Consider the following 26,326-nt stretch of genomic DNA (forward strand, 5'->3'; position numbering starts at 1 on the left):
AATAAAATAAATTCAATGAATAAACTGAATAAACTGAATAAACTGAATTTATTAGTATTCAAATGATAAACAATATTATAGTAATAACCGTAAACACTTTATGTATTAGCAATTAACCTCAATTTTAATGATAAAAATTGATATTAATACAGTCAAAATAAATGAAAAATATATGTGTGATATAAAATTAACACTTCAAAACGAAGATAACGATTTATTAATGACCATCACGCCTGTTAAAGGACAGCCCAAAGCTAACTTAAAAAAACTACAAACAACATTTAAATTATCTACATATTCTACTTTTTTACTGATTGATGGGGCGATGGAGCTATTATTAGCAGAAGTGGCTAAAAGTGATGAGAGTGATGAATCCAAAACGGCGACAGGTACAAGTTCAATCATAGCAAATGCTGTTGATGCGAATTTAAATATCACGTTGGGCCCTGAAAATATGTCAGCTACATTACAGTTTACCGCAGCTTATGGTGGTAAGGCTATTGAAAATGCTGATGTTATTAATGTATTAAAAGAAAACAATATAACCAAGGGTATCATCAAAGAAAACCTCATCAATATTATAAAAGAGGGGCGGCTACTTCAAGGAGGTAAAAGTATATCTACCGAAATAGCAAAAGGAAAAATGAGCAGAAATGGAAAGGATGGTTACATAAAATATTTAGTCGATGACCCCGCAAAGCAAATTAGGTGTCCTAAAAAACTCGAAAATGGCAATGTAGATATGCGTGAATTAGGTAATTTAGTTCATGTAAAAGCAGGTAAAAAATTAGCTAAGCTAATACCACCAACCGATGGTGTTAAAGGCTTTGATGTAACCGGAACGGCTATAGATGCATTACCAGGTGAAACATGTTTTCTAGAGGAGTCTGAAGGTTCGTCTTTTTTAGATGAAAACAATAACATTATTGTTGCTGATATTGATGGTATGCCAAAATATTTAGATAATAGTGTCGCGGTGCACAAGTTACTAGAAATTGAAAATATAGATGTTGGCACCGGAAACATTCGTTTTGATGGCTCTATTTATGTGCAAGGCAATGTTTGTGAAGGTATGCAATTATCCGCCACTGAAGACATTGTTATTGGTGGGTTAGTTGAAACCGCCTCAATTTCTGCTGGCGGTAACATATCAATTGCACTGGGCATTATTGGTCGACAAATATCAAAAAAAAATCAGTTAAAAAACAGTACAGTGATCAAAGCAGATGGAGATATTAGCGCGCAATTTGCACAATATGTCGACATTTGTTGTAAAAAAGATATTTGCATTACACAATATATTTCTCATAGCCAAATTACTGTTGAGGGTGATTTATGGGTGGGTAATATCGCTAATGGCAAAGCGGATGGAAAGTTGTTTGGTACTCGAGTACTCACAGGAGGTTCTGTTCATATAGGCACTCTTGGCTCAGCCTCTGGAGCAATTACCTATTTAAATTTCAATTATTGGCCCAATACTGTCGAAGAATTAAGAATAAGTGCAGATGAAGTAAACTATAAAATAATTAGGCGCTTACCTAGAATATATAAATTATTACAAAAGACTAAGGACCTAGATAACAAAAATACTAAACAGATAGACCGTATTACCCATGCATTAAAGAAGCACTTATACTTATTAGGTAAACTCAATAAAGAATGGCTAGAAAAATCGAATAATATCAATGAGCATTTAGAGGCTTTTGAGCTAGCAGCATATCAGTCAATACTTTCAGGTGTAAATATTGAAGTCGCCAATAAAAACTATGCTTTTAAACGTGACCATGAAGCCACACAGATAAAGTGGCTCGAAAATAAAATCAGTATAGAGCCAATGGTTACTTGATTGATATAACTCAAATGAATTAACCTTCAAACACCATACTGATACATTCGTAAAACCTTAGATTTTTTAAATATTTATCCGTGTATAATGCTAGAAAATCAATGACTCAGCAATAAATCACCAAGTTCACCAGAGAAATGGCTCAAATTAATGAACAGAACAGCCATCACTTTATAAGTTCTGCATGCGCTTTTTTAATCTCTCTAAATCAATCGCGTTTGAGCGTACTGTAAGTTTAATGTGACTATACTCATAATCTTCCTTAGTAACACTCATGCTCGATCGAATTTCACCTATGATACCTTTCGCGGTATAAGGAATAATAATCTCATCTTCAATCATATCGTCCTGCGCTGCGTTAACAATATATTTATGCAGCTTAGTGATATCAAGAGAATTTCGAGTAGAGGTGATCATAGCATCAGGAAACTCTTCCATCAGAGCTTGTTGTTGCTCAATACTAAGTTGATCAGATTTGTTGAGTACCAGTAATTTTTTACTGTCTTCAACACCCACTTCTGCCAGTACTTCGTGCACAACATCGAGTTGTGAACGAAAGGAAGCATCAGAAGCATCAACCACATATAAGAGCAACGAAGCATCATGAGCTTCAGCTAAGGTTGAATGGAATGAGGCAACCAAATCATGCGGTAACTTTTTAATAAACCCTACCGTGTCTGACACTAATATCCGTGGTTGTGTGGCTGGGTATAGTGCACGAACGGTGGTATCAAGCGTTGCAAAAAGTTTGTTTTCACCAACAACGTCGCTACCGGTAATCGCTCGCATCATTGATGATTTACCCGCATTGGTATACCCCACCAATGCCACACAAAAAAGCTCAGAACGTTGAGTACGTCGGCCTTTCATTTCATGTTGAACACTGACTAACTCGCGTTTAAGATCGGCTAATTGGTCGCGTACTGCTCGGCGGTTAAGTTCAAGCGTTGTTTCACCAGCACCTTTACCCATCTGACGTTCTTTATCACCACATGATGTTTCACGAAGTCGTGGTGCTACATAATTAAGACGAGCAATTTCAACTTGTAGCTTTGCTGTTTTAGTACGGGCATGACGACTAAATATTTCAATAATAATACCGGTGCGATCAAACACCTCTACACCTAACTGATTTTCGACGTTACGCAGTTGAGATGGACTTAAGTCACAATCAAAGACTACGACATCTGCACAACCAAAGGGCAGGTTTTCTGATGGAATATCTGAAGGTACAGCAGAGATGTCAGTTTCATCGAGTAAATCATCAGCGTCATTCAAGCCTTCAACGACACCCTGGTTACCCGTAAGGTGAGCTATTTCTGCTAATTTTCCCAAGCCCAGTACATTAACTTTCTTAGTCGAACTCTGCTTTTGAGACTGAGTGCCAACGACTTTGAAACCAAGCGTTGTCACTAAGCGCGCAAGCTCTGCAAGTGATTCTGTTGCTTCATCACCTTTAAACTGCGGTGTGCAAATAGAAATAAGTAAAGCGTTAGTAAGTGATGCTTTTGCTGTTAGTTGCATAATTATTTATGTTAGTGCACCTGAAGTGCAAACCTAAGTTTTTATCTAAAGTAGTGTTATCCTACGCTGTTATAGCTAAGCTTTATAGGGTAATGGCAGACTAAATAGCGAGTTTATTTTAGTTGATAAGAAATCACTGAATGATGTCGGTAGCAGATCGCGCGATTAAGAGAATAAACGCGGCTTAGTATGATGCACGCGATTATGATTCACCGCCAACTAAAAGCCTAAAACTTGCTGTAATCTATTAATAAAAGATTAATAATATCAACAGATTTAAATTACCTTATTTACTATTATTTAACTACACTCTTAATCAATGAACAATTAGTTGTGGTGTTATATTCATGTCAAAAATATTAAGTGGCCTACTTTTTACCTATCTACTTTTATTCTCAACGGTGTCAACGGCGCAGCAAGTCATAAAAGTGGGTGTCGGTAACTTTCCTCCTTATTTTATTGAAAAAGGCACACGAGGCTTATTTGTTGAAATCATTGATGAAATATTCAAAGAGCTGCCACAATATGAAGTGCAATACATCCCCATGAGTAATAACCGGATATTACATGAAATTAACTATGGTAAGTCAATTGATGTTGCTTCTAATATTTTTCCCAGTTCAAAAGTAAAAGCCTACTTATCAGAGCCAGTGTTTCGCTTTAGAGATGTAGCAGTTTCGAAAAAGTCAGCTCAGTTAATTATTAATAATATAAGTGACTTGCAAGGAAAGTCTATTGCCGCATACCAAGGAGCCACAGAGCTGCTTGGTGAACAATTTAAGAATATAGCAAAAGAAAATACAAAATATTCAGAGCATGCCCACCCTAAAGATACCACTCTACTGATGCTTTCTGGAGAAAAGGTGATTAGAGTCGGTGATATCAACATATTTTGGTATGATTTAAAGAATAAATATTATAGTGATGAAGCGAGCATAGCCCGTAACAATTTTACCGTACATTATTTATGGCCCTTTACCTACTCTAATATGGCTTTTAAAGACAAGTCACTAAAAGATGTGGTAAATAAAGTGATCAAAGAATTAAAACAAAATGGCTCAATAGAAAAAATTTATGCAAGCCATGAAATGCAAAAGTAAGTTATTGGGAATTATGACGACTCAATAACAATGCTTTATATTACGCAATAGAGACAAAGTAGAGCATCTTATCTTTTAACTCAATTACAGTAATTAGGTACCCGTAAACAATTTTTCCTGTTAACACTTTTTATCTATTAATAGTTAAAGTCCTCGCATAATAAATGTGCTTTGTAGTACTTCTTTTACGATAACTAACTTATCAGAGGTCAATAATTCTTTCATGGGTAAAAGTGCACTTGAGTCTGTTATCGCTTACCAGCCATCATCCCAATGTACCGTAACGGCTGCGACTATTCTCGTGAACATTAATGACAGAAAAAAGGGGGCTGTTGCTAGTGATACCATCAGAAATGTAAACGCTAACTCTAAGCTTCGTTAAGTGTTAACAAATCATTCAAACCTGCACTTTTTTTAGTAGCCGCCCTCAAAATACTGGTACTAAATACATCCTTAAAAAGAGTAGGACTAACCATCAATTTTTTAGTTTTATTTAACAAGGCTAAGGCCTATTAACTGTGTTTTCAATGTTTATTCTTTATCAAAAATGACACTAAAAAAACAGCCTTAAAATTAAAGAGTGATTTTCAATTAATTATTCGTTAACTTAGTTAGTAGATGCGCTAAAATTAAAAAGGTTACAACTTTTTTGAAAAAACAATCTTCCGCTACTTTAAGCCAAGATATTGATAAAGAAGATGAACTAGTTGAGGGGCTGATCAATAATAATGCTTTCGCTTACGAGGCATTAGTACGCCAATACAGCGCAAAAATGTATACCCTTGCATGGCGTTTTTTTTCCACTGATGACGATGCACAAGAGTGCTTACAAAAAGCCTTTATTCAAGTTTTTAACAACATCACATCCTTTAAAAAAAATTCAAACCTGTCGACTTGGCTGCACCGTATTACGGTAAATGAAGCGCTAATGATGCTTCGACAAAGAAAAAGGCAAAACACCACTTCAATAGAAACATTTTATCAGCAATACAATGACTATGGAGAGCGTACGCAATTTGCCGATAGTTTAGGCCATAGCTTAAACGATAACCTAAATAATAATATTGAAATGCTATTTGAAAAAGGTGAAACAAAATTATCGCTTAATAATATTATTTACCAACTTCCTGAAAAATATTGTAACGTTTTACTGCTTAGAGACATCCAAGAACTAAGTACCAAAGAAACGGCTGAAATTTTAGCAATATCTGAAGCTTCAGTGAAAACTCAATTACACCGAGCTAGGTTACTTTTAAAAGCTATTTTAGAACAGGAAGACATAAAGAGCGCAGAAAAAAATTGGAAGGTAAACTGATATGTTAATGATTAAACGATTAATAACCCAGCACATGCCAGGTATGTTGACCTGCGAAGAGGTTGACAACTTTCTATATGATTTTCATGACGGTAATTTATCTTACATTGAAAGCTTTAAATTTAAACTGCACTTAAGTATGTGCCCAGAATGCAGAGATTATTTAGAGGGCTACAAAAAAGCCATTCGTCTTTCTCAAGCAGGGTTTATTAGCGCGGAGCAGAGCCCTGAGGTCCCAGAAGATCTTATACAAGCTATCTTAAAGAGTCGAACGTCTAAATAGTTCATTTTATTAATTCTACTATTGGAAATTTAAAAAGAATGATCATCAGTCAATTGGAAATTATTGAACAAGGTCAGTTGTATCTTAATACTGTCTCTAAAAAAAATTATACGCAAATCGTTCAGCCTAACTTTATCAGCTCTGCAGGCACTCATATGCGACATATTATTGATCATTATTTAGCAATAATGTCAGGTATTGAAAATAACTTGATTAACTATGATCTTAGGGTGCGTGGTGGCCAAATAGAGTTGTCTCCTGAACTTGCTATCGCTAAATTAAATGAAATAGCGAATTGGATTCAAGGCATGTCCGAAGACGAACTCAATCAAGCGATAACATTAGCGACAGAAGTCTCGGTAACCAATAAAAATGTGCAAAAACTACAAACCTCTGTTGCTAGAGAATTAGTTTTTGTCGGCAGCCATGCTGTTCATCACTATGCGATGATTGCCCAGATAACTTTTGTTCAAAAAAATGCGCTACAAGCAACCGAGTTACCCCAAGACTTTGGCTTAGCGCCTGCTACTGCAACTTTTTTAAGAGAGTGTAATGAACAACCTACTGATGTAAAAAGTAAAAACAAACTTTTATCTGTGGTTAATTAAATGTGTACCTTAACGTATTTACTCAATGATAATGGTTATGAATTATTTTTCAATCGTGATGAACAACGTTCTCGCTTGTTAGCTACACCCCCTAAATATTATCCAATAAATGGCGCTATTTATCCTGTAGACCCTGTTGGTGCTGGTACCTGGATAGCTGTCAGCAAAAAAGGCTTATCACTCGCTTTATTAAATAATTACCAAGCACCCACAAATAATCACGATAACGTGATCAGTCGTGGGCAACTTATTCTTTCTTTACTGCAAAACCAAACGAGTGTTATTAAGCAATTAGAAACTATGGACCTAAAGGTTTTCCAACCTTTTCAACTGTGCATATTTCCTGAAGATTTATCGATTCAAAAACCCAAAATTCACTGCGTAAAGTGGAATGGTAAACAACTTATTGAGGTAAGCGTAGATGGTAAGGCTGACTTACCAATAACATCATCAAGTCTTGATTTTATTGATGTCAGCCAAATGAGAAAATATCGCTTTGAACAGTCCGTTAATGGTAACGAATCATTATCAAATCAACACAAAGACTTTCATTTTTCAACAGAAAAAGACGGTAAGTATGCGGTTAATATGCAAAGAGAAGATGCGAGAACAGTCAGCATCTCTCACTTATCAATAAAAAATCATTTCGCTAAAGAAAGTGAAATTTGTTTTGAGTACTTTGATAATGTTGTACAAAAATCTCACACAGTTTTGTCTCCAAAAGAAGAGAGTATTGAATTCGCTTAATATTTATTATTCTCAAATGGCACTTAGCTCATCACTTTTATCATAATTTATATACGCGGTTTTAGATGAACCTAAATAAAGTTTTAATAGCTTGTCAGGTGCAGCTGGTAAATTAACACTAAGCAACAAGCCTGGCGTGTCATTGAAATTAACATCTATGCCCGTGCAATGAAATTTAGCCCCTAACTTATAATATTGTTTCAATAATACCGGGACATCTTTACCGTCTTCTTCGATGCCCATCACTAAGGCCGACAACTGATTTAACGAGACAGGTGCTGCACTAATAAAGTCTTTTACTTCTGGATGAAGTTGCCCGGCAAAGGATTTTTTAGCGCTAACGCCCTCTTTATCTGTCACCATAATTTCATCAATTAAGGCAACTGAGCGAGGATCATATAGTTTACTTAATGATACCGTGCCATACAATGTTCGGTAATGTGGGTTTTGACAGACAAAAGCGCCAATGCCTTTCCATAATAACAATAAGCCATGAAAACTGTTTTGGTGCGCAGCAATGATAAATGAGCGGCCCATTTCTAAACAAGGTTGTTGTTGATTAATAAACTCAGGCGCAAAATCAAACATTTGCGCAAGATAAAGTTGTGATACATCGCCATTGTTTTGTAAAAGGTCGGTCTGTCCTATTCGATAGGCACCAATAATCTCTTCATTTTTATGATCAAAAATAAATAAATGCATGTACGTTGCATCAAATTTATCGGTATCGCACGCTTCACCACTCCCTTCATCTAAAGTTCTAAACGTTATTTCTCGTAATCGAGTGATTTCTTCTACACAATGCGGAATTTGTTGTTGATAACCATAATAGACAGAAAATGACTTAAAATCTAATAAGTGTTGTATTTCAGGCAGTTGAGCAAGCTCTTTTTTCATTAATTTTTTATCCACCATAGGAATAACCGCTTCAAATGATGTTCTTTGCTCATGCTCAAGCCAAGGGCTAAAATAGTTATCATCATTTAAATAGCATTGTAAGCGGACAAAATCATTCATTCTTTTAGTACCATTAAATTCATTAAGTTGCTTTATGGTGAGCAGATTATTGGTTTTTAAAGCGATGTTATGTGCTTGTAATTTAAACATTTCATGCGCTAACATTAGTAGTCGAAAACGATAATAAACTCTACCCATATTATGAAAAAGCTTGCTATTAGCACCTGATATAAAAACAGGTAAGATAGGCGAGTCTGTTTTTGTGGCAAGCTTAATTGCGAGTCGATTCCAATCAGCATCGGCAATTCGTTGTTTATCCGCTTGAAAAAAAGAAACACGCCCTGCAGGAAATATGACTAACAAGCCATCTTTTTCGAGATGTCGAAAACATTGTTTTATTGCTAAGCCATTGATCAAAGCTTTAGGCTTTAGTGGATTAGCAAAGATAAAGTAATCTTTAATTTCTTTAAATATTGTTAAACCGACGTTTGCCATGACCTTAGTATCAGCACGAACTTCGGTTAATAAGTGCGCAACAATAACCCCTTCAATCATGCCATAAGGATGGTTACAGACAATAATACAACGGCCACGTTGCGGTATTTTTGCCAAAACACCATCAACACCAGAAACCTGAACACCTAAACCATCGAGTAATTTTTGTGAAAATTCTTGTTTGTTTAATCCAGATAATTCACAAGACTCATAAACCCTGCGCAGTTTACTTATCCCTAATAACTTATCCCAAAAAGGCCCGGTAATTTTCAGCAGTGTTCCCAACAATGTATTAGGCGCCATAGCAGCAAGGCGTAAGTCTGAATAAGGTTTTTTTAGTGGTTCATTGTTCATAAAGTCTTCAGTTATAGGGAAATGATTAGATTAACGCGATCAAAGGGATTCCCCGTTAACTCTCGATACTATTTTAGATGTTACACACAAGATAAAGGTTACAAGTTTGACAAAAAAATAAAGCACTAATAATATTTTTATCACACAAAGGCTAAATTTATCAATTAGAGCTATAACACGCTTGTATTTAGCCTATGCCCCACCCCCTCGACAAAGGTATATAGTCTTTAAGTGCATTACGGGTACTTGTAACTTAAGTGCTTGATAAAATTAAGTTAACGATGATCATTATCTCGCATATTCTTGCTGAATTAATTTCATAAAACGTGCATTTTACTTAATTTTAACTAAGGTTATAAAACAGGTAATAATACTGACACGCTAAGTTTAATGGCCCTTTTTATCTAGCGCCTGTAAAGTTATTGAACAAGCCAAGATTGTTCAATAATAATTTCTTCATTTTTATATATTTTAGCGGTAAATAACTGCCCCGAATTGATAATGCCCACACCTTTAGGCGTGCCAGTCATAATAATATCTCCATCTTCAAGGGTTAAGAAACTTTGTATATCAGTGATTAACATTTCAGGTTTGTTAATCATCAGTGGGTAATTAGCGAATTGTATAAGAAGGTTATCTATAAATAACTCCATCTTATAACTTTTATAATCACCATCACAGTTAACAAAGTTGCTAAATACGGCCGATTTATCAAAAGCTTTAGCTCGCTCCCAAGGTAGACCTTTTGATTTAAGTACATTTTGAAGTTTTCTTTTTGTCAGATCTAAGCCAAAGCCTATACCAGAGATTTTATTGTTCTTAATAATAAAACTGATCTCACCTTCATAGTGTATTTCATCAGATTGATGGTTTTCTATCTCATTAGAGATGGCGGAGTTAGGCTTAATAAAAACGACCGGCTCTGCGGGAACTTCATTGTTTAGTTCTTCAATATGCTCGACGTAATTTCGGCCAATGCAGACAACCTTTGAAGGGATAAAGTCGAGACCATCATGCTTAACACTGTTCATTTATGCTGTTCCTTTGTCTTAATTCGTTAACTTAATCTTTATTAATATCAGTTAACGAAGCCATCGGCTAGAGAATAGCTAAGTAAAACACCCTAGCATCAAAATCGTAACATAGGATAACTTAATCATTTATTGATATTGTAGATAAATATAATTTAATAAATCTTGAAAGAAATTGCAAAAAATCTTGTAGCTAGATTAGCCAAATCGGATAAATCAGGGGAGTGAATAATTGAAGTGAAGTAAAAGTAGCAATTTAGCCGAAGCTTAGTGGTTATACCGCTAAGATTCGACTTTAATCATTCCCTCAATTCATGGTGTTGAATTGAGGGTTTATCTTGTTATTAAGCTTGGTATATCCATTCTAAAAAACATTTAGAATCGGTGTTATTGCCAAACTTGATTAACTTAGTACCATTTTGATCGTTAACAACAACATTATGTTTGTTAACTGAAATGAAATTAATAGGTGATTTAATTGAATAAATCATTCCTTTATATGTATAAGACATAATAAAACTCTTTAATTTGCGCTGCTGCGCATTAATAATAAAAGCCATATTACTGTGTGAAAACGTTTAGATATTTATAAATATCTGATCAAGAAATAATGGATCTTGATAACCTCAGACAACAATTTAGGCTTAGTAATTTGAGTGATGACTGACTGTGAAAGGGAAAGACATAACATTGATTATCACAAGTACTAATAACAAGGGATAATAGGTTAAATAAACGAGAGGGGGATAATTAACAAAACAACTATAAACAGCTTAAACGTGAAAGTAAACATTTTTTTCAATTATTATCTATTTATTATTGTTTAGCCTCTATTTCTTAAATTTTAAAAAGTAGAGGCTTAATACTATGAAAATCTATCGCTTATTTGATGGTACTTAACTGCTGGTATAAATCGACAAACTTTACACGCTTGCGATAACCTTCAAAAAAGTATTTATAATCGATAGTCCCTGCGGGGTTAATAATCACAACACCAGGATAAGGAATACCATAATTATCATCGCCCATTTGGTAATCTTTATTGAGAATACCATAGGCTTTTACCGTCGCCGCCGCTTGATCTGACAACAAAGGATAGGTTAATTGATGCGCTTTAGAGAAACCATTTAAGATGTCAGTACTGTCATAAGAAATAGCAGCAACACCGTAACCTAACGCTTTAAATTTATCAGCATATTCATTGAATTCAATTAAGTGGCGTTTACAAAAGGGACACCAGTCAGCTGAACGAAAAAATAAGATGATCAATCCTTTTTCCGCGGTTAGGTCAGTAATGTTAACCACTGATTTTTTTATATCTGTTACTGTTAAAGCCGGTGCTTTATCACCCACTTTAGGCCCAACGTTTATTGAAGTCTGCTCGGCAAAAGCGTTATTAATAAAAAGCATCGAGAAAAGCAAAGTGACAATGACAGGTATATATTTTTTGTTATCAACCATAATTTTAAACTCTTAGATGAAGTAAATGTTTGTACTAAAAATATAGACCGTACATTTGCATTATTTACTTCATCTATTTGTTATTAATTTACCAGAGATAATTACTGTAGTTTTGGCGCAACGCGATGTTGAGTCGCTTGTTCATAACCAAAAGCAGCTTCAATCAAGATACCTTCTTGTAACTTGCCAGAAAACATTGATAACCCAACAGGTAAGCCATGTACATAGCCCATAGGTAGCGTAATATGAGGGTAACCTGATATTGCCGCAGCAGAAGATGCAGCACCTAAATAATGGTCGCCATTAACCCAATCAATTTTCCACGCGGGTCCTGTAGTTGGGGCAATAATCATATCAAGATTGTGCTTTTCAAGTAACGCATCAATACCTGCTTGTTGTGTTAAACGTTTCGCTTTAGCGAGTGCATCAAGATAAACTTTATCAGTAATATCCCCTTTAGCTTGTGCCATCAAAAATATTTCTTGTCCAAAATATTTCATTTCAACATCAGCATTTATTTTATTGAATTCAATCATTTCACTGAGTGATTTGGGCATGCCTGGTGCTGTTTTTGAAAGATACTTATTGAGCTCGTCTTTAAATTCATAAAGCAGCACTTCAAATTCAGCATCGCCCCACTGATCTTTGTTTTCAAAATTAACGTCGTCTACGATCACCGCACCTTGGCTTTTAAGGTCTTGCACTGCCTGACTAAAAACATTGTCTAGCCCTTGATGATAACCCATTAGATTTCGAGCAATACCGATACGCTTACCTTTAAGACCATCAAGCTTTAAGTGTGAGAGGTAATCTATCGTTGAAGACATTACATCTTGATCACTTGGGTCTGCTTTTACCATTGCCGCTAACAAAATAACCGCATCGGTTACATTCCTCGCCATAGGACCCGCTGTATCTTGGCTATGCGCAATGGGGATAATACCGTCGCGGCTAACGGTACCTAAGGTTGGTTTTATTCCAACAACACCATTTATTGCCGCTGGACAAGTCACTGAACCATCAGTTTCAGTACCAATTGTTACCGTAGCAAAGTGAGCCGCTGCAGCAATACCAGAACCTGAACTAGAGCCACAAGGACTAGTTGTTATATCGTAAGGGTTTTTACTTTGTCCATATAAACCGCTCCAACCACTTGATGAAGCAGTTGAGCGAAAGTTTGCCCATTCACTTAGATTGGTTTTTCCTAAGATAATCGCGCCAGCTTCTTTGAGTTGCTTAACCAAAAAAGCATCATCATCTGGAAAATTATTGGCTAAAGCAGTTGAACCTGCTGTGTTTGCCATACCATCAGTAGTATCTATATTGTCTTTAAGCAGAATAGGAATACCATGCAAGCTGCCTTTAAAGCCATTTTTAAGGAAATAAAGGTCAAGTGCTTTAGCTTGCTTGAGGGCATTTTTATTTAATTGCACCACTGAATTTAGCGTCATTCCTTTGTCATCATATGTCGCAATGCGTTTTAAATAGAATTGCACCAATTGTTCGCTGGTTAATTGTTTACTTTGCATTTGCTGATGAATGTCGTTAATGGTGGTATTTTCATTAATATCGGCACGAACATTAAAAGCCATTACAGAGCAAAAAAATAATAAAGCTAGCGGTTGAAAAAATTTCATCTTAATTCCTAAAGTATAACGTTGCACATTTTATAATTTAAATTGGGGGCACTTGTCTATAGAGGGCTAATAATTAAACGAAAAGAATCTTTAATTGCTGTTATTAAATCGATACAAAAAACGATAAGTCTTTTAATACTTATCGTTTTATAAGCTTATCTTTGTCTGAATTAAGCTTTTGAATGTTCCTGTACTTTCGTCCAAGCCAACGCTGAAATAGCGAGTGCAATAGCACTAATTTGAAACACTACACTTTTATCGGCAACTTTACTGATGAATAAACCAATCGCTAAGCTGACTAACAACTGTGGTAATACAACAGACAAGTTGAATAGGCCCATATATAAGCCCATACGAGACTGTTCAACCTTTTCAGACATAATGGCAAACGGTAAACTAATAATAGCAGACCAACCAATTCCTAATAGCGCCATAAGTAAGTAAAGCACTTCTTTTACATCTCCAAACATGACGACTAATCCATAACCAACAGCCATACTGGCGATGCAATAGGTATGGGTTTTGACTCGTCCTATTTTTTTAGCGATCGGTTCAAGCACAAATGCCGGTAATAAAGCAGACACTGCACTTAAAATAAGAAAACTCATCGCGATAACTTTGCCTAAATCATCGTCTGACAAACTTGGCATTTTGTCTTGAAGAAAAGCAATAATAAAAACAAACATCGTTTGTACGCCAATCCAACTGAAGGAATGAGCGGCTAATACTTTTCTAAAACCAATGCTATTATCACTGCGACTCTCTTTAGCAAATAAAGTAATAACAACAAAATACAAGGTAATGATTGCCGCAATAACTTCAGCCCAGTAATGATCGGTTTTTATACCTGATATTTGTAAAGCCATCGCATAAATATCGTAAATAATGAAGCCCCACAAGGGTTTTATATTCATCAATACCATTGTAAACGAAACTTTCTCTTGAACAACATCGCGTTGACTTACTAATAATTCTTTGGGCTCACTAATAAAAAAAGGTGCTAATATTGATAGAAAAAACACTAATCCTGCGCCTAAATAAATAAGTATAAAGTTCCCCCACGTAGCACCAACCGCATAAGCCAATACACCAAAAGAGCCTGATACCGTTTGCATCCAGGTATAACCTTTAGTGCGAGCATCACCTTCAGGGGTTACATCCGCGATAATGGCACGTGTTGGATTAAAACTAATATTTATCGATAAATCTAAGGTTAACGCAACAGCAATCGCTACGCCGAGCAATCCTGAGATGCCAAGTGATGAAGAAACAATATCAATATTGGGTAAAGCCAATAACATCATAGCGGCTAACACACCACCGATGAGGATAAACGGACGGCGACGGCCATTCCAAAACCAAACATTATCACTAATAATACCAACTATAACTTGTCCTAAAATCCCCGCAATAGGTCCTGCGGCCCACACTAAGCCAACCTGATGAATATCAAGACCGTATTGAGTAGTTAATATCCAGCTAAGCGCTGATATCTGTACTGATAAAGCAAACCCCATCGCTGTTGCGGGTAGGCTCAATAGCATATAGAAAGATTTACTAAGGTTTTTTTGAATGGCCAACATTTTTTATTATTCTCTTTTTATTATTTGCAGTCGCATTAAAGGTTATTGATTAAAATAGTCTTGTACAAATTCAAAACTATTTTTACCTATTTTCTCACCAATTAAGCGACCGGTAATATCATCGGCAGGTGGATGAATACCTCCCCAAATACGTGACAGACTACATTGATCAGAAGCATCTTGATAAGTCGCCCATTGCAGGGTCATATTGACACTTGGCCCTTGTTCAAAAACTAAAAACTCATTGGCAACGACGTCAAATTCGCTCATTCCGCCAGGGAAGTATCGTGAACCTGTCATTGCGGTCATTAATTCGGCAGCGGCTCTAGAATAAGTAGAATGCCCAGATACATAACCGGCAAAAGGTGGGGTTACAAAAGAAGGACGCTGATAAGGCCACCAATTCTCAGCTAAGATCCAATCAACACCGGCTTTATCAGTAGCGGGGTTGTTAATGTAATCGGGGCCTTTCCAGCCATAAATTTTAATTTTTCCAACATTTTGCTTATTGTCCCCTGCTAATGCATCGTTCGCTCCAACAAGTTCGATGTAACCATCAACAAGAAGAATTCCGTTAAGGTGATAAGAAGGTAACTGCTCATCGCTACTTTGTCCTAGGTCGGCCATTGCACGAATGGCTGAAACAGGTCGAATATAATCGTAGCGCCCCTTGATTCCCCAAGCTGCGATTGCCGCGTCATGCATAGTGCCCCCCATGGCAAAGTAGCTTTTTATATCCCATTCTAAATGACCTAATATTTCGCCAGTACCCGCCCAACGTTTTTCAAGTAAATTATGGTCGCTAACGGTATTTAGGATGACAAACCAGTGACCCGGCGGTGTTTCAGATTCAGGACCGTCTGCCCAGAACTCGGCGAGTACTCGGCCATAGTCACCACGAGGCACTATCTGCTCTTGGTAAGGTTGGCTAGTTACTGGGTTAAGGGTATAACCGGCACTAGTATCTCCACCGTTAAGTTGATTATAAAACTCATTATATTGAGAAAAAGTTGTTGGAAAGCTATTAATGTTACCGATACTTTTTGGCGATATATCCCATTCAACACCATCGTTCTCATCTAAATGAGCTGACCATATCGCGACTAACGAAAAGCCCCACTTATATAAATCCGCTGTATCTGAACCTATTAACGGCGGCATCCCTGGATCATGATAAACCTGATAGTCAAATCCATCACGGGTAAAAACAGTTTTGTCATTTGCAGATAAAGAAAATGGAACAACTTGTCCCCATTCTGGGCTTAGAAATTCAGGCATATCGTCAACAGGGTTTCCTGCTTGATCAATATATCCCTGAATAGAGAGGGGTTGCCAGCGATTTAAGTCAACAATAGTAGGGTTACCCGACTGGCCAGTTCCCAAAGCTAACACAGGGTTAACCGATTGGTAATGGCGATTACTGTAAAATTGTTGTTCGTTAGCGCCATCTTGTAAGCCAAAATTGATATAGCATTGGGCGATAGCATTACCAAGAGCTGCAGCTGAACCATTAGCATAGTCTACAGAAGTATCATCAACATCAAAGCCTAAGCGCGTCATTAAAGCATCGGCTGTGGCAATAATATTATTGGCTCCAGGTGATAAGCGAAAACGATGTTTGATCATTTTATAACTGGCGAAACTTATCGCTTGCTCTTGAAAAGGAATAATGTCGATTGGCAAATCAACGGCTTGTGCAAGACAATTAAACCCAGCAACATTATTGCCCCATAAAAAAGGCTTCACTTGCGGGCGATAAACAGACCAAGCGTCGAACATTGCTGATGAAATATGAAATAAATTTCGAGCATGTACTGTAGGGCGCGCATAGTCATTTCGTATTGCATGCAGTAAAACTTCATTCCACTGTCTTGCAACTGACTGTCCACTTCGCTCAGGTGTTATTGTTATTGGCGCGGCAACAATCACTTCATTTTTACTGCTTGAACTTGAACCACCACAAGCCGTTAATAATAATGGGCTTAACATGAGTGGCAGGATAATTTTTTTTATTATTTTCATTTTGCTCGACTTAATCATGAGGTCTACTTATTATTTTTATACTTATTTTGATTCTAACAATGATTGGCTCGCGACTAAATAATTAGTCAATAGCGTCTAAATACGCTCGATAGTTACAAATTTATTGACCGCTACTTGAGTGATCACTGACTCTTCGCCATCAGGCCACACAACACGTATACGGGTTATTATTGACGATTTACCTAAACCAAAGTGTGCTTCAACCGGATTTTGTGAGACATAATTTGTTCCTGATTTTAATTCCCGCATTTGACGAATATCACCACTACTGACATATATCCTTGCCCCTAGGGCCTGTGAATTACTGGTTGCATCAACCAATTTGATATTGATAAAGTTATTCTGCCCCGTCTTACTGCCGCCATTATTACAAAACAACTTAGGTGGCTCATCATGGTTAGCAATATAAATATCTTGATCACCGTCTTTGTCATAATCAAAACATACTAAGCCTCGCCCCATCGACTTGTCATCAATACCGACATCGATGGATGACTCTTTAAAAGTACCATCGCCATTAGCAAGAAAGAGTCGAGAAGGGTCGTCTAAAAACATTTTTTCAATATTTTCGCCATACATACCATTAACAACAAATAAATCTTGTAAGCCATCGTTATTAAAATCACTAAAACAAGTCGCCCATGCCCAAGAGCTATGACGAACACCAAGCTCGTCTGTTTTATCAAGAAAAGTGCCATCGCCCTGATTCTGATAAAAGCGATTGCCCGGAGACAGCCAACCTAACTTTGCCGGTTCGTCTCGATAAGATATTGCGCTAACAAACCAGTCTAAGTCGCCATCATTGTCGTAGTCAGCTACTGCTGAGCCCATGCCGGTATTATCTGTTATCACTTCATGGTCAGTGATATCGGTAAACGTGCCATCTTTATTGTTTTTGTAAAGACGGGTTTGCGCATAATCTGTCACTAAGAGTAGGTCAACCCAACCATCGTTATTAATATCAGAGAATGTTGCGGTTAAGGTTTTATCGGCATTACTGGTATTTTTTATACCGGCTTCAAAGGTGACATCTGAAAAGGTTGAATCGCCATTATTCCGCCAAAAATAGGCAAAGTAACCGCTACGTTCTTCGGTCCAATGAGGAACAAACAAATCAAGGTCACCATCTTTATCGTAGTCAGCCCAAGTGCCTGAAAAATTATTACCCGGCAGTACCAGACCTGAGCTTTCAGTAATGTCTAGGTATTGTTCATTTCCTTGATTAACATAAAGCTTTGCCGCATCGCCACCGACACCACCAACAAATAAATCTAATAAGCCGTCACCATTAAAATCACCAAAAGCAGGACCACTGCCTTTATTTTTTTGAGCAACACCTGAAAAGCTAGCTCGGTCAGTAAAGGTACCATCACCTTGATTTTTTAATAAAACATTGGCTTGCCCTTCACCACCTATCGCGTATAAATCTACCCAGCCATCATTGTCAAAATCACCTGCAGCCACACCACCAGACATACCTAATACGCCATCACCATCGGGCATTGAATGGCTAAAGGTAATACCCGCTTGTTGAGAGATTTCCGAAAACTGTAATGATTGCGCACTATTTTCAACGCCATGGCACTGATGACTAGCGCTGCCAATGGCAGCCAGCTCGGTAACCTTTGCAGCAATACCCGCAACTTGTGGCCCAATTAAAACAGGTGCTTCAACACCTGTTTTCTCAACAGGCTTATCGTTACTCGCGCTTCCACCACCACAACCTGATAGCGCAGTAAGTGTGAAACTTAATAAGAAAAGCAAGGGGAAAGCGTAAAGTGATGATCGCGTGTTTTTCATGTGAATACCTATCAATAACTTTATTTATTAATGAGCTTGTCATTAATAAACTGTTGGTGATCAGCAAAATTTACTGAACAGCGTTGAATAAACTGGTCTATATGCGCTAAGTCATATTTATGTGCTGCATCAAGAGCCTGCTCGCCAAATTTTTCGGCGAGTCGTTTGTCTTGTGACAACTCAGGAAAAATACCGTAACCAGCAAGGATAGCATGCCAAGAAACTGGCGGGTAAAAACTCACCATACCCGGTTGAACTAAGGCTTTGTTTAAATCATCACCCGCGACCCAGCACTGTACTATTTTCTTTAAATTGTTAGAAATATTGGGATTTATGCTATTTTTTCGCCAGTACTCGGTGTCGTCACGCGAACTTAAGCGATAATGAGCGACAATATAATCGCGGATGCCATCAAAACGATGATTCATTTTTTCATTAAATCTATCTTGATAAATATTGCTGTATTCACCAAGAGAAAAATCATCAATAAAACCTTCAATACTCTCTTGGACAAAATGTAAAGCAGTCGCTTCAAGGGGCTCAATAAAGCCTTGCGACAGGCCAATAGCGACACAGTTTTTGTGCCAATGTTGTTTAACTCGCCCTACTTTCATTTTTAAGTGACGAACGTCAATGGCTTCATCGACCAATGAAAGTTTTTCTCGTAACTCAAGCTCTGCTTGTTCGCCAGTGCAGTGCTTCGAACTATAAACATAGCCATTTCCAGTGCGGTTAGTTAGCGGAATATCCCACGCCCAACCACATTTCATCGCAGTAGCAATAGTTTGTGAGTTAAGACCTTGCTGAGCGTTTTCATCTCTTGCTACAGAGATGGTCACAGCACTGTCATTAAATAAGTTATCTTTAAAACTGATAAAAGGTACTTTTAATGTTTTTTGTAAAAGTAGGCTGTTAAAGCCTGAGCAATCAACAAAAAAATCACCGGCAATGACCTCGCCGTTATCAAGTGTTAACGATTGAATGTCGCCAGCATCATTTACGTTTACCTCATCAACTTGCGCCAAAATATGCTTAACACCTTTTTTCTGCGCAACTTTTCCTAAAAACTTCCCCAATAAAATGGCATCAAAGTGATAGCCATAGCCAATATCGAAAGGAAAATTATATTCGCCAACCGCAGATTTTTTTTGTTTAGCTAATTGTGCAGACAAAAAGAAACGATCGGGATGACAATCGACGTTAAAGCCTTTACGACGATAGTGAGTGTTATAGACAAAGGCAGGAGCCGTATGGGCATCGATAAGCGAAGTAAAAGGATGAAAATAACTTTCAAAACCTACTCGTGTTGACCAGCCATTGAATAATATGCCATTTTTATAGGTCGCATTGCATTGCGGCATCCACTGTTTTTCGGTTACACCTATTTTGTCAAAGAAACTTTTTAATTGTGGTGTAGAGCCTTCACCAACACCAATAACACCAAGCGAAGGAGATTCAATTAACGTTATTGAAACGGGGTAGTTTTGCCACTTTTTAGCCATTAAATTAGCGGTCATCCAACCTGCAGTACCACCACCTAAAATCACCATATTAAGTTTTTTTGGGGAAGTGCTTTCTGCTGTTTTATCTGGGTAGGCTGAATTTATCATTAATTTTTACTGCTTAAAAAATTACCATGACTATCGACAAATAAAAAAGGTGTGGATTCAACCACACCTTCTTTAGTTTTCATTTACATTGAATAATTAATACCAAAGTAAACCGTGCGACCAAAGTACTGAATTGTTCCGGTACGTGAAGTATCACCAAAGTAAGAAATATTCGGTTCGTCTGTTAAGTTATCAACAGAAACGACTCCTTGTAGATTATCAGTAAAGTTATACGACATTTGTGCAGAAATAATCGTTTCTTCTTGGAAATACGCTGATTGTGAATCACCGATCGCAATTTGACGACTCAAGTATTCTGCGCGATGACGCGCACTAACACGTGCGGTGAACAAATCTTCGTAATCATAAAAAAGTGTTGCACTAAATACGCGTGGTGATAAACCTTCGATTGGACCTGGCTGACCATCTTCACCTGGTACATTTGACGGACGTTCGATTTCACTTTCGGTGTAAGAAAAATTGATGTTAGCGCCTAAGCCTTTCCACATATCAGGTAAAAAGGTAAAAGTTTGCGTATATCCAATTTCAATACCACGAATATAACCCGCCTCTGCGTTATTAGCGGCGTGTGAATAAGTGCCATTTTCCCAAACGAGTGGTTCGCCAATGGGCTCTCCTGTCTCGCTATCGAACTCAGCATGTGTCTTGTTGTCAGGTATTGCTGGTACAGCAATACCGTTAGCCTGATAATCAAAATTCTTATCTGTGGTTGTACCTGGCATGTTTTCAATGTCTTTGTTCCAAATAGCAAAAACAAACGCACCATCGGTTTCAGAGAAATAATGCTCATAAGAAATATCGATTTGATCTGCATAAAACGGACGTATTGACGGGCTAGTTGAACTGTCTAAATCAATATAGTTTCGACCGTCATCCGCTGAATTAAACCTAAAGTTACCGCTGTTAGCCATTGATGGCATATCTGGACGTGACATAACTTTTGAGTAAGCAAAACGTAATTGGTCGTCTTCAGATAATTGAATATTCAAATTTAAAGATGGCAGTAAATCATGGTAACTTTCGCTGACTGTTTCACGGCGGAATTCGTCGCTTGTACCGCCAACATCATCATAAATTACATCACCATTACCCGCTCCCACATTGACTAAACCTGTGCTGCTTTGTTTAGAGCCAACATAGCGAAGACCTACATTGCCGCTTAACGGTAAACCAAACAGTTCAGCGTTTAGGTTTAATTGTACGTAAGCTGCGGTAACTTCTTCTTCGACAATATTATTTTGAGTCATTGTCCAGCTATGATTCCAGTCACGTACTGGCGTACGATCAACATTTGGGATCCAAACATTTAAAATATCGTTGTTATTAACCGCTAAGAAACTCGGCATACCCGGTAAGTCACCGTTAATACTCGTTACTGTGGAATTTTCATTGGATAACGGAAAAGGAGCAAAACGTTCTGTTTCTATTGGGTTACCTTCCTCATCGGTACCTGAATAAGTAATGTATTGACCATTACGCATATTTGCGTCGGTAGTACCATATAAGAAACGACCACGGCCCAATTCATATTCACGCTCCGATAAACGGGCACCAAATTCAACTGAACTAAAGATGTCACTTTCAAGTTGGTAAGCGAAATCAACACGTACAGCATTTGATTCATTAGACTCAATACTTGGGTAAGACTCTGCACTGGTTACCATCATGTGGTCGGTATCGGTAAAGTCTTGGTTAAAGGCTAAATCAGGGTTTTCTAAGCCATTAAGTTTATAGCTAAAGATGATGTCGTTATCAATAATAGGGGTTGCTGCGCTAGAGTCTTTAAAATAAGCCATACGCATAACTTGATCTTTACTGGTCTCTTTACCATGAGAGTGGGCAAAATCGACGGTCATTAATAAATCATCATTAATTTCCCATTCACCCTTTAAACCAAATGAGCTTAATTCACTGTTCGTCGTATTATCATCGGCTTGTGTTTGAATATTTAAGCTACGATCAGAACCTTTATAAGGTGGCGCAATGGCATCACCATTAGGATTACGAGCAATGGTACCACCGATAAGTGCGCCGTTAGCAATAAGCGGATCGGTTAAGAGTAAAGACTGTCCTGGGCTGGCAATGTTGTTTATACCTGATATACGTAAACCACGATCCCATTTTTCTGAGTCAAACTTTGAATGAAAACCATCAAATTGGAAACGTAAATCATCACGAGGTTCCCAATTTAACGCTAAAACAAAAGCATCACGACTATCTTCACCACCACGTTCATTAACTTCAAAGCCAGATGAAACTAATAGACTTTCTGGACCGCCATCATATGTTTCTGATAAATCTCGGTCGTCAAATTGATAGTTTACGAAACGGCTCGACACAGTAGGCTGAAACATACCGGCGTAACCCAATGAAAGACCAAGCGTGTCATCTAAGAATTTGGCTTGATAAGAAGCAGTTAAGCGGCGACCAAAGTCAGCAGAATCTTCATTGCCAGCAGCGGCATCATTCCAATTTCCGTGAGCAGAAAAACGAAAACTAGTTTCTTTTTCATTATCTAGTGCATTAGCGGTTTCTAGTTCAATAGTACCAGCAATACCGCCTTCTATAAGCGACGCTTTTTGTGATTTATACACTTGCGCTTGCTTAATTAATTCTGAAGGAAATTGATCAAACTGAACTGAGCGTCCACCTGCTGTTGAAACTTGTTCACGACCATTTAATGTTGAAAATACAAAGCCACCTGATAAACCACGAATATTCAGCTCGCTTGATTGGCCATCGATTCGTACTGAGGTAACACCTGGCAAGCGTGTTAAAGAGTCGGCTATAGATACATCGGGTAAACCGCCAATGTCGTCAGCTGATATCGCATCAACGACAGTGTCTGAAAAACGTTTAGTGTTTAAAGACTTAATAATACTGCCTCTAAAACCTCTAACTTCAATAACTTCTACTGCATTTTCTTTTTCTTCTAATGTTTTTGGTTTGTTAACGTTAACAGTTTGCGCTTTTACTTCTTCTTGAGCATCTTGAGCAAAACTGGGAACACTAGCAAATGATAAACCCGCAGCTATTAAGCTGAGTGTTAATATATTTGGCTTGAATTTGTTCATTGTTTCATATTCCTAATAATATGTATTATCGAGAAGCCCCTACTTACACTTGCACTATGGTAGATAACGCACAGCGAGTTGGAGTCAATTATTTTTATGAGATATTCCCTATCTATTTATGTTTCAAGATTTACGGTGACAACTTCATAGTAATCATTTTTTACACAGTTACAACCGATTACCCATCAGTGAACTTTAGTAATAATATGGTTTTAGAAAGCAAACAAACTCGTTATTTCCTTTGATTACATAGCATTAAAAAATAAAAGTCAGAATAAAAGCAGATTACTGCAAGTCTTTGAATACGTATTCATAACATCAGCATTAGGTTTTATAGTCAACGCGGCATAACATCGTTCCCTAGTGAAAGGATGATGAAATTAGATTCAACATAACCTGAAGCTACTTTTTAATGGATGATTAAGACCGTTTTTTGATTACGTGACAGTAACAATATAAAGCAATAACAATTATTAAAATAAAAACAACGTACTAAGTTTGCTATATACATAACGGCTTAGCACCTTATCAACATTTAAGTGGAGATGTCATTTATGACTGGTTATATGAAACAATTATCGTTTGCTACGTTAGCCGTATTGGTTAGTGTATTAGCAGGCTGTGGAGGAAGTGATGAAAGTAATGCTGTTACTGAATCCCCTCTTTGGTGTAAGTCACCAGAAACAATTAACGAAATGGGTAATGCATGTGAATTAGTTATTACCCCCTGTAATTACCCTGAAGTTGCCAACCCTGATACTCAACTTTGTGAAATGAGCAAAGAGGCATGGATTAATGGCTCTAACGGTATCACTATGCCCGTGCCAGCTTACACACCAGCGGCAAACGAATTAGTTATTTATTTTCAATTTGAAACACCAACTGATGGCAGTGCGATAGATTATAACCTTGCCGGTTTACACGCTTGGAATAACGCTGACTGTAACTCCTATGCAGATTTTGATCGTCCTGAAGGGACCACTCCTTGGGGCTCTTCATTAGCGTGGACAGGTATTGATGATAATTTTGGCGCCTATTGGGTAATGAATACTATCGATCCACCTAATTGTATTAACTTTATTGTTTACGATGCTATTGGTTCAGTTAAATTTTCAGGTGAAGATGATATTCTTGTTGATATAAGCACAGTTAATACCGGTGAATTGTTCTTACTAGAAAAAGAAACCACTATTTTTCCGTTCCCACGAACGTTTGCCTCTTTAGTTGTTCCTGGTGGCTCAACACCAGCACCTTTAGAGTGTGAAGCGCCACTTATTGCTAATGAAGCGGGTGACGAGTGTGTAACCGACCCTAATGCAGTGCCAACTATTGTTGATGGCGCAGCTGAACTTTATTTACGCGGCCTCATTGACTGGGAAACCACAGACGACAGCAATAAATTTGTTTACTCTAAAGGTGTCTACACCATGGCACTAGCAGTTACAGGCTCAGCGACAGCTTATGATTTCAAAGTTGCTGATGCAGATTGGAATGTTATCAATGCCTTTGGCGCAAGTGAAGGTGATGAAACAGTCATACTTGGCGAAAGTAAAACATTGATTGCCAGTGAAGAGCTAGGTAAAAACATTAGCCTTACCATTCCTAACAACGGTAACTACCAGTTCATTTTAGATATTTCAGATACTGAAGCACCAACGTTAACCGTTATTGAAGTTGCTTATGACAAAGTACTTTATGTTAAAGGCGACATGAACGAATGGGCTAATGCCCTTCCTATGGTATATAAAGGTGAAAATATCTACACCTCTTTACATCCATTAGAAATGCAAGACTATGCCTTTAAAGTGGCTGATGCTAACTGGACTGATGCGACTAATTTCGGTATTGCCACCGAAGGTGCCGTTGTGCCACTTGATACCGCCACCACATTAGTTTTTGGTGAAGATGTTGCTCAAAACATTAATTTCACTGCCGCTGCAGCGGGTACTTATCGATTTATACTTGATGCCACCAATAAAGGTGCCCCAATATTAACGATTGAGAATGCAGTACCTTATTCAGGTCGCACTTTGTATTTAAAAGGTGACATGAACGATTGGTCAACTACACCTAACTTTGACTTTGCACTTACCGACACCACTTACGTGGTAAATGCATTGATTGATAACACTAAAAAGTATGGCTTTAAAATAGCGTCAGATGGCTGGGAAAACGATTCTACTATGGGTGCTTTTGCTGGCGAAGGTGATGTTGTTATCGGTGAAGAAAAATTATTAACCTTACCGGGTGAAGATAATATTGCCATTGAAGTGACTGAAAATAAAATATTAACCTTCACTTTAGATGCGACTGATTTCACCGCGCCTAAATTAACAGTAACCGAAGCGCCAGCCCCTTACCAAGAACGTACTATGTACCTTAAAGGCGACATGAATGGATGGGCTACCGAAGAGGCTTATATACTAACTTATACTGCAGGTATTTATACAATAGAAACGTTATTACCCGTTCGTAGCTATAATTTTAAAATTGCCTCTGCTGATTGGGAAGAAGACTCTACGGTTGGCGGTGTTGTTGATGATAATATCTTAACCGCCGGTGAAGCAAAAACCTTAACATTACCCGGTGCTGATATTACTTTTGATGTAACTAAAGAAGCGACTTATGTCTTTACATTGAACGCAATTAACCCATTAAGACCTATGTTAACGATTACTGAGAAAACCAACTAATCAAACAAACTTACTATTGGTGTAGTAAATACATCTCGTTGTAAAAACCGTGATTTATCACGGTTTTTTTATGCCTATAACTCCCTTATCAATCGTCAACAAAACGTCGCTAAACAGTAAATAAAAGGTCATAAATCTGTCTTG

The 26,326-nt window shown here is 37.5% G+C and carries 18 protein-coding genes; 8 read left to right on the forward strand and 10 right to left on the reverse strand.

All coding sequences use genetic code 11. From position 1 onward, the window contains the following. The first annotated feature begins 172 nt into the window (after window positions 1–172). On the forward strand, window positions 173–1,846 hold the full coding sequence (locus tag H4J67_RS18005) for a DUF342 domain-containing protein (RefSeq protein ID WP_182170928.1): 1,674 nt from the start codon (window positions 173–175) through the stop codon (window positions 1,844–1,846). Between the two features lie 171 nt (window positions 1,847–2,017). Here H4J67_RS18005 and hflX read toward each other — a convergent pair whose 3' ends face one another. Then, window positions 2,018–3,370, reverse strand: a complete 1,353-nt coding sequence (gene hflX / locus H4J67_RS18010) for a GTPase HflX (protein WP_182170931.1) — start codon at window positions 3,368–3,370, stop codon at window positions 2,018–2,020. A gap of 347 nt (window positions 3,371–3,717) precedes the next feature. Between hflX and H4J67_RS18015 the strand changes: the two genes are divergently transcribed. From H4J67_RS18015 to H4J67_RS18040, 6 genes are all read left to right on the forward strand, one after another. Continuing rightward, entirely contained in the window at window positions 3,718–4,470 is a 753-nt protein-coding gene (locus H4J67_RS18015) for an ABC transporter substrate-binding protein (protein ID WP_182170934.1), read from the forward strand. Between the two features lie 223 nt (window positions 4,471–4,693). Continuing rightward, complete coding sequence (locus tag H4J67_RS18020) at window positions 4,694–4,852, forward strand: hypothetical protein (RefSeq protein WP_182170937.1); 159 nt, start codon at window positions 4,694–4,696, stop codon at window positions 4,850–4,852. A 267-nt stretch (window positions 4,853–5,119) separates the two neighbouring features. Next, a complete protein-coding gene (locus H4J67_RS18025) occupies window positions 5,120–5,785 on the forward strand; it encodes a sigma-70 family RNA polymerase sigma factor (protein ID WP_182170940.1) in 666 nt (221 codons plus the stop codon). Window position 5,786: 1 nt separating this feature from the next. Beyond that, entirely contained in the window at window positions 5,787–6,068 is a 282-nt protein-coding gene (locus H4J67_RS18030; protein WP_182170943.1) for an anti-sigma factor, read from the forward strand. A gap of 38 nt (window positions 6,069–6,106) precedes the next feature. After that, window positions 6,107–6,676, forward strand: coding sequence for a hypothetical protein (locus tag H4J67_RS18035; protein ID WP_182170946.1), 570 nt, complete (start codon window positions 6,107–6,109; stop codon window positions 6,674–6,676). Further along, the gene (locus tag H4J67_RS18040; RefSeq protein WP_182170949.1) at window positions 6,677–7,423 is read left to right on the forward strand and encodes an NRDE family protein; all 747 of its coding nucleotides are present in this window, start codon (window positions 6,677–6,679) and stop codon (window positions 7,421–7,423) included. A gap of 12 nt (window positions 7,424–7,435) precedes the next feature. On the opposite strand, the gene H4J67_RS18045 is transcribed toward H4J67_RS18040, so the two are convergent. The 9 genes from H4J67_RS18045 to H4J67_RS18085 all read right to left on the reverse strand — a co-directional run bounded on the left by H4J67_RS18045 (window position 7,436) and on the right by H4J67_RS18085 (window position 23,489). Then, window positions 7,436–9,229 carry a lysophospholipid acyltransferase family protein gene (locus tag H4J67_RS18045; RefSeq protein WP_182204576.1) on the reverse strand — a complete coding sequence of 598 codons (1,794 nt, stop codon included), beginning with the start codon at window positions 9,227–9,229 and terminating at the stop codon, window positions 7,436–7,438. A 419-nt stretch (window positions 9,230–9,648) separates the two neighbouring features. After that, window positions 9,649–10,260: a fumarylacetoacetate hydrolase family protein gene (locus H4J67_RS18050; protein WP_182204578.1), complete on the reverse strand. Its 612-nt coding sequence runs from the start codon at window positions 10,258–10,260 to the stop codon at window positions 9,649–9,651. Window positions 10,261–11,142: 882 nt separating this feature from the next. After that, the gene (locus H4J67_RS18055; RefSeq protein WP_259368667.1) at window positions 11,143–11,721 is read right to left on the reverse strand and encodes a peroxiredoxin family protein; all 579 of its coding nucleotides are present in this window, start codon (window positions 11,719–11,721) and stop codon (window positions 11,143–11,145) included. A gap of 101 nt (window positions 11,722–11,822) precedes the next feature. Next, a complete protein-coding gene (locus tag H4J67_RS18060; RefSeq protein WP_182170961.1) occupies window positions 11,823–13,358 on the reverse strand; it encodes an amidase in 1,536 nt (511 codons plus the stop codon). A gap of 170 nt (window positions 13,359–13,528) precedes the next feature. Continuing rightward, the gene (locus H4J67_RS18065; protein ID WP_070374398.1) at window positions 13,529–14,941 is read right to left on the reverse strand and encodes an MFS transporter; all 1,413 of its coding nucleotides are present in this window, start codon (window positions 14,939–14,941) and stop codon (window positions 13,529–13,531) included. Window positions 14,942–14,983: 42 nt separating this feature from the next. Further along, window positions 14,984–16,963: a vanadium-dependent haloperoxidase gene (locus tag H4J67_RS18070; RefSeq protein ID WP_259368668.1), complete on the reverse strand. Its 1,980-nt coding sequence runs from the start codon at window positions 16,961–16,963 to the stop codon at window positions 14,984–14,986. Between the two features lie 96 nt (window positions 16,964–17,059). Beyond that, window positions 17,060–18,784 carry a CRTAC1 family protein gene (locus tag H4J67_RS18075; RefSeq protein WP_182170967.1) on the reverse strand — a complete coding sequence of 575 codons (1,725 nt, stop codon included), beginning with the start codon at window positions 18,782–18,784 and terminating at the stop codon, window positions 17,060–17,062. 20 nt (window positions 18,785–18,804) lie between these two features. Next, window positions 18,805–20,394 (reverse strand): tryptophan halogenase family protein, encoded by a 1,590-nt coding sequence (locus H4J67_RS18080; protein WP_259368669.1) that lies wholly within the window; start codon window positions 20,392–20,394, stop codon window positions 18,805–18,807. 83 nt (window positions 20,395–20,477) lie between these two features. After that, window positions 20,478–23,489 (reverse strand): TonB-dependent receptor, encoded by a 3,012-nt coding sequence (locus H4J67_RS18085; RefSeq protein WP_182204580.1) that lies wholly within the window; start codon window positions 23,487–23,489, stop codon window positions 20,478–20,480. A 554-nt stretch (window positions 23,490–24,043) separates the two neighbouring features. Here H4J67_RS18085 and H4J67_RS18090 point away from each other — a divergent pair. Continuing rightward, entirely contained in the window at window positions 24,044–26,182 is a 2,139-nt protein-coding gene (locus H4J67_RS18090) for a pullulanase-associated domain-containing protein (RefSeq protein ID WP_182204581.1), read from the forward strand. The last annotated feature ends 144 nt before the right edge of the window (window positions 26,183–26,326 follow it).

The sequence above is a fragment of the Colwellia sp. BRX10-4 genome (assembly GCF_014077465.1).
Classification (GTDB): Bacteria; Pseudomonadota; Gammaproteobacteria; order Enterobacterales; family Alteromonadaceae; genus Colwellia_A.

What these genes read in the sequence shown, in the direction of transcription:
- H4J67_RS18090 (WP_182204581.1), top strand. Translation starts at nt 24,044, where the DNA reads ATGACTGGTTATATGAAACAATTATCGTTTGCTACGTTAGCCGTATTG.
- H4J67_RS18020 (WP_182170937.1), top strand. Translation starts at nt 4,694, where the DNA reads ATGGGTAAAAGTGCACTTGAGTCTGTTATCGCTTACCAGCCATCATCC.
- H4J67_RS18055 (WP_259368667.1), bottom strand. Translation starts at nt 11,721, where the DNA reads ATGGTTGATAACAAAAAATATATACCTGTCATTGTCACTTTGCTTTTC.
- H4J67_RS18080 (WP_259368669.1), bottom strand. Translation starts at nt 20,394, where the DNA reads ATGATAAATTCAGCCTACCCAGATAAAACAGCAGAAAGCACTTCCCCA.
- H4J67_RS18030 (WP_182170943.1), top strand. Translation starts at nt 5,787, where the DNA reads ATGTTAATGATTAAACGATTAATAACCCAGCACATGCCAGGTATGTTG.
- H4J67_RS18050 (WP_182204578.1), bottom strand. Translation starts at nt 10,260, where the DNA reads ATGAACAGTGTTAAGCATGATGGTCTCGACTTTATCCCTTCAAAGGTT.
- H4J67_RS18015 (WP_182170934.1), top strand. Translation starts at nt 3,718, where the DNA reads ATGTCAAAAATATTAAGTGGCCTACTTTTTACCTATCTACTTTTATTC.
- H4J67_RS18065 (WP_070374398.1), bottom strand. Translation starts at nt 14,941, where the DNA reads ATGTTGGCCATTCAAAAAAACCTTAGTAAATCTTTCTATATGCTATTG.
- H4J67_RS18040 (WP_182170949.1), top strand. Translation starts at nt 6,677, where the DNA reads ATGTGTACCTTAACGTATTTACTCAATGATAATGGTTATGAATTATTT.
- H4J67_RS18085 (WP_182204580.1), bottom strand. Translation starts at nt 23,489, where the DNA reads ATGAACAAATTCAAGCCAAATATATTAACACTCAGCTTAATAGCTGCG.
- H4J67_RS18045 (WP_182204576.1), bottom strand. Translation starts at nt 9,229, where the DNA reads ATGAACAATGAACCACTAAAAAAACCTTATTCAGACTTACGCCTTGCT.
- hflX (WP_182170931.1), bottom strand. Translation starts at nt 3,370, where the DNA reads ATGCAACTAACAGCAAAAGCATCACTTACTAACGCTTTACTTATTTCT.
- H4J67_RS18035 (WP_182170946.1), top strand. Translation starts at nt 6,107, where the DNA reads ATGATCATCAGTCAATTGGAAATTATTGAACAAGGTCAGTTGTATCTT.
- H4J67_RS18005 (WP_182170928.1), top strand. Translation starts at nt 173, where the DNA reads ATGTGTGATATAAAATTAACACTTCAAAACGAAGATAACGATTTATTA.
- H4J67_RS18060 (WP_182170961.1), bottom strand. Translation starts at nt 13,358, where the DNA reads ATGAAATTTTTTCAACCGCTAGCTTTATTATTTTTTTGCTCTGTAATG.
- H4J67_RS18070 (WP_259368668.1), bottom strand. Translation starts at nt 16,963, where the DNA reads ATGAAAATAATAAAAAAAATTATCCTGCCACTCATGTTAAGCCCATTA.
- H4J67_RS18075 (WP_182170967.1), bottom strand. Translation starts at nt 18,784, where the DNA reads ATGAAAAACACGCGATCATCACTTTACGCTTTCCCCTTGCTTTTCTTA.